The sequence below is a fragment of the Streptomyces muensis genome, assembly GCF_021474425.1.
Taxonomy (GTDB): domain Bacteria; phylum Actinomycetota; class Actinomycetes; order Streptomycetales; family Streptomycetaceae; genus Streptomyces; species Streptomyces muensis.
This window is the reverse complement of the sequence record NZ_JAKEIP010000456.1, coordinates 1-3793: the sequence shown is the minus strand read 5'-3', so window position 1 is coordinate 3793 and position 3793 is coordinate 1. Positions and strand designations below refer to the sequence as shown.

The 3793-nt window shown below is 71.3% G+C and carries 3 protein-coding genes; all 3 read right to left on the bottom strand.

Annotation, left to right across the window (positions count from 1 at the left end):
- Window positions 1–229: 229 nt before the first annotated feature.
- Entirely contained in the window at window positions 230–1933 is a 1704-nt protein-coding gene (locus L0P92_RS42930) for a proline--tRNA ligase (protein ID WP_234768562.1), read from the bottom strand.
- Window positions 1934–2004: 71 nt separating this feature from the next.
- Window positions 2005–2589 carry a GNAT family N-acetyltransferase gene (locus tag L0P92_RS42925; RefSeq protein ID WP_234768561.1) on the bottom strand — a complete coding sequence of 195 codons (585 nt, stop codon included), beginning with the start codon at window positions 2587–2589 and terminating at the stop codon, window positions 2005–2007.
- A gap of 113 nt (window positions 2590–2702) precedes the next feature.
- Entirely contained in the window at window positions 2703–3551 is an 849-nt protein-coding gene (locus L0P92_RS42920; protein ID WP_234768560.1) for a GNAT family N-acetyltransferase, read from the bottom strand.
- Window positions 3552–3793 lie beyond the last annotated feature (242 nt).

Sequence of the window (3793 nt, the reverse complement as noted above, 5' to 3'; positions counted from 1 at the left end):
GTGCGGGCCCTCCGGGTGGGGCGGCGGGGGGACTCGGAGCTGTTGTTGGAATTTGCCGGGTGGCTTTAGGGCGCCTAGTCGGTGGGGTGCCTGGGGCTGTTGGGCGGCTGCGGGTCAGTGAGGGCTGGTCGCGCAGTTCCCCGCGCCCCTGAGGGGCGCATCACATGCCGTCGGAATGAAGGCTCGCGCCGGGCAGGCTGGTGCTGCCCGGCGGGTCCCCTGTTTCTCCTTATGCCGTCAGGCGGGCGATTGCCTCGTCCACCGTCAGTTCCTCGCGCTCGCCGGTCTTGCGGTCCTTCAGTTCCACCACGCCCTCGGCGGCGCGGCGGCCGGCCACCAGGATCTGGGGTACGCCGATCAGCTCGGAGTCGGTGAACTTCACGCCCGGTGAGACGCCCGCCCGGTCGTCGCACAGGACGCGCAGGCCGGCCGCGGAGAGCTTCTCGGAGACGTCGAGGGCGAGTTCGGTCTGGAGGGCCTTGCCGGCGGCGACCACGTGGACGTCGGCCGGGGCGACCTCGGCGGGCCAGCACAGGCCCTTGTCGTCGGCGGTCTGCTCGGCGAGGGCCGCGACCGCGCGGGAGACGCCGACGCCGTAGGAGCCCATGGTGACGCGGACCGGCTTGCCGTTCTGGCCGAGGACGTCGAGCTTGAGGGCGTCGGCGTACTTGCGGCCGAGCTGGAAGATGTGGCCGATCTCGATGGCACGGTCGAGCTTGAGGCCGGTGCCGCAGTTCGGGCACGGGTCGCCCTCCTGGACGACCACGACGTCGACGTACTGGTCGACCTCGAAGTCACGGCCCGCGACGACGTTCTTCGCGTGCATGCCCTCCTTGTTGGCGCCGGTGATCCAGGAGGTGCCGGGGGCCACGCGCGGGTCGGCGAGGTACTTCACCTTCTCGCCCAGGCCCTGCGGGCCGACGTAACCGCGGACCAGGTCCGGGCGTTCGGCGAAGTCCGCCTCGGTGACCATCTCGACGACGGCCGGCGCGAAGTGCGCCTCGACCTTGTCCATGTCGACCTCGCGGTCGCCGGGGACTCCGACGGCGACGATCTCGCCGTCGACCTTGACGAGGAGGTTCTTCAGGGTGGCGGAGGCCTGGACGCCGAGGTGGGCGGCGAGGGTCTCGATGGTCGGGGTGTCGGGCGTCGGGATCTCTTCGAGGGCGGGCACGCCTGCGGCGTCCACCGGCTTCAGCTCGTACGAGATCGCCTCGGTGTTGGCCGCGAAGTCGCAGTTCGGGCAGTCCGCGAAGGTGTCCTCGCCGGCGCCGGCCGGGGCGAGGAACTCCTCCGACTTGGAGCCGCCCATCGCACCGGCGGTGGCGGCGCAGATGCGGTAGTCGAGGCCGAGGCGCGCGAAGATCTTCTGGTAGGCCGCGCGGTGCAGGGCGTAGGACTGGGCGAGGCCCTCGTCCTCGGTGTCGAAGGAGTAGGAGTCCTTCATCAGGAACTCGCGGCCGCGCAGGATGCCGGCCCGGGGACGGGCCTCGTCACGGTACTTGTGCTGGATCTGGTAGAGGATGACCGGCAGGTCCTTGTAGGAGGACGCCTGGTCCTTCACCAGCAGGGTGAAGATCTCCTCGTGGGTGGGGCCGAGCAGGTAGTCGCCGCCCTTGCGGTCCTTGAGCCGGAACAGCTCCTGGCCGTACTCGTCCCAGCGGCCCGTCGCGTCGTACGGCTCGCGCGGCAGCAGCGCGGGGAGCAGCACCTCCTGGGCGCCGATGGCGTCCATCTCCTCGCGGACGATGCGCTCGACGTTGGCGAGGACCCGCTTGCCGAGGGGCAGCCACGACCAGATGCCGGCCGCGGTGCGGCGGACGTAGCCGGCGCGGACGAGCAGCTTGTGGCTGAGGACCTCGGCGTCCGCCGGGTCGTCGCGCAGCGTCTTCGCCATCAACTGGGACATGCGCTGGACCGGTGCGTTCGCCATGGTTCTCGTACTCCTGCTGGTTTGGGTTATGGCAGGAGGTTAGCCGGGGGGTACGGGGCGGTGGAAATCGGTTAGCGGCTGCCTTGCCCCGGTCGGCGGCGGAGCGGGAGGGGGGCGCCCATCACGGCGTACGGCTTGGGGGCGCTGGGGAACAGGACCTGGCGGGCGAGGTCCTGGTAGCCGAGGGAGCGGTAGAGGCCGCGGGCCGGGCTCTCGATGTCGATCGCCGAGAGGATCGAGCGGGGTTCGGTGGCGCCGTCGGTGATCCTGGTGATGAGGGAACGGCCCACGCCGCGGTTCTGGTACTGCGGGAGGACGTGGAGTTCCGTGATGACGAAGGAGTCGTCGAGCCAGTCGTCGTGGCCCTGCGCCCGCAGGTACGGCTCGACGACGGTGGACCACCAGTGGGTACGGTCATTGGGCATGCCGTAGACGAACCCGACGAGGCGCTCCGCTCTGGTGGCGCCGAGGGCTCTCGCTCCCGGGTAGGTCAGGTGGCGCAGGACGATCTGGCGCCGGACCGCCACCTCGTCGGGGCCCAGGCCGAAGGCGACCGCTTGGACCGCGAGGGCCTCGTCGACTCGGGCCGCGAGGTTCAGGGGGCCGATCACGATGTCGTCGGGTTGGCGGCGGTGTGCGTGACCGGGAAGGCGCATGTGGGGAGACTACAGGGGGGTTCGCGCCGGGTTCCGTGTGCGGCTCATCTGTGGTTGCGCGCGCACACGCGGCGGAGCCGCATATCGACAAAAGACCCGCGCCCCAGGGGGTTTCAGAACAGGACGCTCATGAAGGCGCCGACCTCCTGGAAGCCCACCCGCTGGTACGTCCGCCTCGCCGCCGTGTTGAAGTCGTTCACGTAAAGGCTCACCACCGGGGCCACGTCCGCGAGGGCATAGCGCAGTACCGCCGCCATCCCGGGGGCCGCCAGGCCCTGGCCGCGGTACTCGGGGGCTACCCACACACCCTGGATCTGGCAGGCCCTGTCCGTCGCGGCGCCGATCTCCGCCTTGAAGACGACCTTGCCGTCCTGGTCGAGGCGGGCGAAGGAGCGGCCGGAGCCGACGAGTTCGGCGACGCGGGCCTGGTAGAGCAGGCCGCCGTCCCCCGCGAGCGGCGATACGCCGACCTCCTCGGTGAACATCGCCACGCACGCCGGCATGATCGTCTCCATCTCGTCCTTGCGGATACGGCGGACGTACGGATCCGGGGTGATGTCGGCCGGCATGTGGTCGGTGACCATGAGGGGCTGGTGGGCGCGGACCTCGCGGGCCGGGCCCCAGCTTGGTTCCAACAGCCGCCACAGCTGGGCGGTGGCTTCGGCGGGGCCGACGATGGAGGAGCAGCGGCGGCCGGCCCGTCGGGCGCGGTCGGCGAAGGCGCGTACGGCTCGGGGGCCGGCGCAGATCGGGACGAGGTTGGCGCCCGCGTAGCACAGGGAGGTGAGCATGCCGCCCTCGTACCAGCCCCACATCTCGCCGCCGAGGCGCCAGGGGTCGAGGCCGGCGATCTGGACCCGGGACGCCACGAAGGCGTTCGCGACCGGCTCGCTGTCGAGGACGGCGAGCGCGGCGTCCAGGTCGCTCGGTTCGAGGACCCGGGAGGTGGTCTGGGTCAACACGGACGGGGCCTCACGCTGGGGTTCTGCTGGTCCCCGCACTGTACCTGCGGAAGCTGAGCAGCGCCGCCCTGTGGCTGCGCCGCTGGGCCGGGCGCCTATGAGCTCGGGGGGCCTGGATGGTTGGCGAGTGCGGGTGGTGTGTGGCTGGTCGCGCAGTTCCCCGCGCCCCTTCTGGGGCTCCGCCCCAGACCCCGCTCCTCAAACGCCGGAGGGGCTGGTGGGGGGCGCAGCCCCCCAAGGGG